At 46.5% G+C, this 5,273-nt stretch carries 5 protein-coding genes; 2 read left to right on the top strand and 3 right to left on the bottom strand.

Features of this window, described 5'->3' with window-relative positions:
• Positions 1-90 precede the first annotated feature (90 nt).
• The 3 genes from GPK83_RS15880 to GPK83_RS15890 form a co-directional block, all read right to left on the bottom strand.
• Positions 91-372 carry a hypothetical protein gene (locus GPK83_RS15880; RefSeq protein ID WP_215705233.1) on the bottom strand — a complete coding sequence of 94 codons (282 nt, stop codon included), beginning with the start codon at positions 370-372 and terminating at the stop codon, positions 91-93.
• Between the two features lie 137 nt (positions 373-509).
• On the bottom strand, positions 510-1,127 hold the full coding sequence (locus tag GPK83_RS15885) for a hypothetical protein (RefSeq protein ID WP_215705234.1): 618 nt from the start codon (positions 1,125-1,127) through the stop codon (positions 510-512).
• 508 nt (positions 1,128-1,635) lie between these two features.
• Positions 1,636-2,190 (bottom strand): HD domain-containing phosphohydrolase, encoded by a 555-nt coding sequence (locus GPK83_RS15890; RefSeq protein WP_215705235.1) that lies wholly within the window; start codon positions 2,188-2,190, stop codon positions 1,636-1,638.
• A 227-nt stretch (positions 2,191-2,417) separates the two neighbouring features.
• Here GPK83_RS15890 and GPK83_RS15895 point away from each other — a divergent pair, with 227 nt between their 5' ends.
• The gene (locus GPK83_RS15895) at positions 2,418-4,205 is read left to right on the top strand and encodes a hypothetical protein (RefSeq protein ID WP_215705236.1); all 1,788 of its coding nucleotides are present in this window, start codon (positions 2,418-2,420) and stop codon (positions 4,203-4,205) included.
• A 53-nt stretch (positions 4,206-4,258) separates the two neighbouring features.
• Positions 4,259-5,014, top strand: coding sequence for a SipW-dependent-type signal peptide-containing protein (locus GPK83_RS15900; RefSeq protein WP_215705237.1), 756 nt, complete (start codon positions 4,259-4,261; stop codon positions 5,012-5,014).
• Positions 5,015-5,273: the final 259 nt, after the last annotated feature.

Here is a 5,273-nt window from a genome sequence, read left to right on the forward strand (position 1 = left end):
CGATATCTGTGGCAGGTAAAGACTATCACGGAAGCTGATAACTGCGGATATGGTTATTATCACGAAAGCTGATATATTCCAGTGCAACGGCTATGACGGTAGTCCCATGGTTCCCAGAATCATACCGGCATCCGTCATACGCTGGTTAAACCGGTCGATAATGCGATCCGCACCCGACCAGCGTGCGGCTTCTTCTGAAATGGCATACGCCTGTGCCAGCACATGATGCTCAATCAGCCATGAGGCCAGGTCATCAATGCAAAGCCCTGATGAACACACGGTTGCAAGCCATGCGCATAACTGCTCGGGCAAATGCGGGTCCTCATAATAAAAGTGGTATCCCCATTCTCCATTGTTAATATCCTTTTCCATAAAAAACCTCCAAAGAAATGATCATGAGTCTATCATAAAGGAAGAAGAACAAAAAAAATAGTAGCAGAACCGTTTTTGCTGTAATTCTGTCTGATTCATACAAAAGGGCACAGGCATAATGCCTGCGCCCGGATTAATTAAAGCTGTTCTAATGCTTCGGCCAGTTTTTCAAGACCGGTCATCATTCTATAAAAAAGATAAAATTCAGAGTTCTCTTTTCCCCAATCATCCGCGTCATAGATTTCCGGAAAATATAATTCCATCCAGGCAATCATGTCCAGATCAAATTCGCGAAGCACATCGGCTGCCTCGTAAACCGTAAGCGTCGGCAAGCCACTTAGGATATCATCTCGGATGCGGTCATAAATACCCATGGCTGCATCCGGTGTACTTGAGATACTTTCCTGCACAGCCATAGCAAAGACTAATTCCCACTGTGAAATTTTGTCCTGAATGGAAGCGGCAACAGTCACAGCATCATGGATATTGTAAAAATCATTGCAGCGTTTCAGTACAGATACAGAGACATTGAGCTCCTGGGACAACTCGGCAGCAGTATCCCGGATACATACTCCACACAAATCCAGTAACGCATCTGCTTCATCAGCAAGGTGGCTGAAACGCGGGTCTGTCTCAAACATCACTTCGACAACTTTTAGGGTATCACGGAGTTTTTGAGGCATGGTTGTGACCGCAAAGATGTGTTTTTGTACTGCGTCGTTTTCCAGATTAAAACCAGTATCGAATAACTTCATAAATGGAACCCTCTTCTTCTTTTGTGATTGATTTTTAGCTTGCACGTGCAATGTATCGTTATGTATAGATTGTAACAAATTTACCTGAAAAACACTGATTTTTAAATGCCGCGGATAAGGGAAACGTAACATTTTTGATATATAAAAGCCAATCCGAATAAAAAGGAAAATTTTCCATAAATGTGACTTCCTTTGGAGATATGTTCGGAGGCTGCTCATCTCATCCAGAATTTACAAAACGAACCGGTACTTGGAGTAAATATGGTACCTTCAAACCAACAAACTAATCAGAGTGCTTCCACGAATCCTGCGGCCAACCACCGCAGGATTTTTTTCTCCCCATACCACCAGGTGTTTAGAAAATAAAAGGAATGCTTCCCGCTTCGAAACACTCTTGCTTGCGATATAAAAGGAAAAACGCGCAGAAAAGAGGGAGAGGAGTATGTTTGCGAAATAAAAGGAAAGAAACAAATGTGCAAAAAAAAGAAGCAGCTAAAGCTGCTCCTTATCATCCCCGAACCAAAATACGAATGCACGCGTCCGCAACCGCCGGGTCAAACTGCCTGGCGCTGTTTGCCAGAAAGTCAGCGCGTATTTCACTGGTGCTTTTTGCTGCCGCGTAAGATCTGCCATGCATCATGACATCCATGCAGTCTGCCGCACAGATAATGCGTGAAAAGACAGAAAGATCTGTTTTTTTCGCATATCCGGTTCCGTCGGGTCTTTCATGATGGTTTAGTGCAACCTCGCAGATATGTTCTGGAAAGTCGAACTTCTGAAGAATGACATAACCGAGCGTGGTATGACGTTTCACCGTCATATATTCCACATCAGTCAGTCTTCCAGGTTTCTGAAGAATCTCTGACGGTACCCCAAGCTTTCCAATATCGTGTAAAAGTCCGGTCACACGCAAATCCGGCATCGCGGATGCATCCAGACCGTATCCTTCGGCAATCCTGCCAGCAATATCCGCAACACGGACGCTATGCAGATAAGACTCTTCATCATGTTTCCTTAAATATTCCAATAACCGACAACAGCACGTGAACATATGGTTTTTCATTATATTTTCCTCCATTTCAAGCACGCGGAATGATTTCTCAATGCCTCATAAATTCTTTGAGAAAATTATGGAAACACGAGTAGAACGATAAGAGTCACTGTAATGGCAATGCGGTATACCACACAGTTTGGCAAGGAACATTTCACGGTATTTTACATGCAGAACCAAAAATCTGTATTTTTGATCCATAATTTCCCCGGTAAATCAGAATGAAAGGAAGAAAAAAGATGCAGAAAAAGAAAATGCAGCAACCGTTATATTCGAGAAACCACGGAATTTTTAGCGGTGTCCGCCTTGGACGAAGGGCTGTTACAGCCATATGCCTGATGGGAACTATGCTTCCATTTGCCCCGCCAGCTGAGAGCGCATTCGCAGCCATGGTCCAGAACGTACCCGATCAGGCAGGAAGACAGGATATGGAGATCATACCGGAAGCCACTCCGTCAAACGCGACATTTTCCGATGCAACACCATCAGATGCCGTAAAAGAAACACCGCCGGATGGTTTTTACACGGACAGAAGAGAATCTCTGTATTACCGGAAGGATGGGGAGACTGTCAAAAGCGCATGGATCTATGAAGATGATCATTGGTATTATGCCGGAGCGAACGGAAAGATGACAGCCGGATGGGAACAAATAGACGGAGTCTGGTATTTCTTTTTGCCAAGCGGAAAACTGGCAGATGGATGGATTTATGAACAGGACGTCTGGTATTACATGACAGAAAACGGCATGTTAACCGGATATCAGGAGCTTGACGGAAATGATTTTTATTTTTATGAGGACGGAAGACTTGCAGTCAATGTAAAAACGCCGGATGGCAGACTGGCGGATCAGGATGGATATCTGTATGACCCATCTGTGGTTTTCCCATCCTTTACCTATCACGGGGATCCATCCGGAGCGCCGGGAACCATCAGTGGGTTAAGTATTGCCGGGAAACCGGTGGAGTTTTATATGCTGTCTATCGCCGGGGAAACGTCCGGCGGACAGATCATCATGGGAGACCGCGGCAGGGCATATGGAATGTGCCAGCTGGATTACCGCTATGATCTGACGGATTTTATCCGATGGGCGTATGGAAAGCATCCGGAACTCTGGGCGGAGTTTGCTCCGTTTACCGGTTATGGCAATGGAGACTCTGCGCTGATCGGAAATATGGAACTTGCAAAAGCATTCCGCGCAGCCATGGATCGTTCCTATGAGGGTGCCGTGACAGATCAGTTGGAATTTATGAGAGAACGGTACTGGGACGCTTTCAGCAGCCGCTTAAATGCAGCAGGATATGATCTGGACAACCGCAGCATTGCGGTCAGTGCAGCGTTATTCTCTGTCAATGTCAACTGTGGAAACCAGCCGGATCTTTTCATCCGCAGCCTTTCACCAGACATGACGGATGCAGAAATGATCTGTAAGATTTATGATATCCGCAATACAGCACTGGCAGACCAGATAGTCGGACGTGTCCGTAAAGGAACAACCGGACGGTATCGGTTCAGTGAACCGGAAATGGCATTAGATCTCCTGTACGGGTATATGACCATGGATACGGTCCGGTCTTACGGACATGGTGTGGAATGGCACGGAAATATTTTCACAGGTTCAGTCCTTACCTGTGGAATCCAGGGCAGAAGCACGGATTGGCAGGAATATCTGACAACCCATGAGCAGGATGTGAGCGATACGGAAACAAAAGAAGAAACTGAAGTGGAAGGACAGAATGTTGCAACGCCGTCGGAAGCTGAACCCGAAGTGATATCCGCAGAAATGTCTGAACCGCTAGAGAGCGCGACGGAGATGGCACCGGAAGTAACGGAGAATTCCGTGGACAGCCCTATCAGTACCCCGTCTGAGGCTGAAACAGTGGCTGAAACAGTGACAGAAACGGTGACAGAAACGGAAGGATACACCAAAAACGTGCCGGATTCACCCATTGAGATGCCGGAACAGGAATATGGTCCTGGAATGATCCGGGAAACCGAAGCAACAGATTCAACTTTTTGCGATTTATGAAGTATTTCTGTCCATGATTGTCCTGCAAGAAAAAATGAAAGGAGATTTTTCATATGAGAAAATCAAAGAAGCAGATGGTCATGGCAGCCGCAGCCTGCGCCATGATGGGAGTAATGGCTATCGGAGGAACCATGGCGTATTTAACTGACAGCGAGACCGCAACCAACACCTTTACCATTGGTCAGGTAAAGATTGATCTGGAGGAGCCGGAGTATGCGAAACTGACGGAAACTCAGAAGAAGGACCTGGTACCGAACCAGATCGTGGCAAAGGACCCGCAGGTGGAGAATACCGGTGTCAACGATGCAATCGTATTCTTAAAGGTTGAGATGCCGAAGAAGGACGTAATTGTGGCGGAAAAAGACGGCACAAGAAAGACCACTGCGGTGACCGAGCTCTTTACCATGCTGAATACCGACATCGATCCGGCAACTGACGGCAGTACCGCTGGAAAGAACTGGGTAGAGCTTCAGGGTGATGATACCGGTGCTGATACAAATGTACATGTTTATGCTTACAAGGAGAAACTGGCAAAGGATGCCAAGACCACGGCGCTGTTTGACAGTATCCAGCTGCAGAATATCATCGAGGGACAGATTGATACCGATACCGAGAATATCAAGGTGACCGCTTACGCGATCCAGGCAGCCGAGGTGCTGGAGGGCGAGGATACCGACCTGACCGATACCCTGACCAAGGAGAACCTGCAGAAGATCTATGATATCTACGGCAAGCAGAACAATGGCCAGACCGTACCGGAAGCAAATGACAACAACGCAAAGGATCTTGAAGGAAACAACCGTGCATAATCAGATGATGCCAATAATATTCTGATAACTAGCAGTCAAAACAGCAATATCATTGATACCGCTGTTTTGTTCGGTCAGGATCAGTCTATATGCGTCTGGATTTTGTGTTCCAGACAGCCGTGAAGCTTCCAGATGTTTCTATCAAAGATACACGCATCCTGGCAGTGGACTTAGGACTTAACAGTGCGTGTACGTGCAGCGTCATGACTCCGGAGGGCGCGGTCCTCGGAAGGGAATTTCTTTCCCTTCCGGGAGAATA

This window comes from Clostridium sp. MCC328, assembly GCF_018785465.1.
In the GTDB taxonomy this organism is placed as follows: domain Bacteria; phylum Bacillota; class Clostridia; order Lachnospirales; family Lachnospiraceae; genus Pilosibacter; species Pilosibacter fragilis.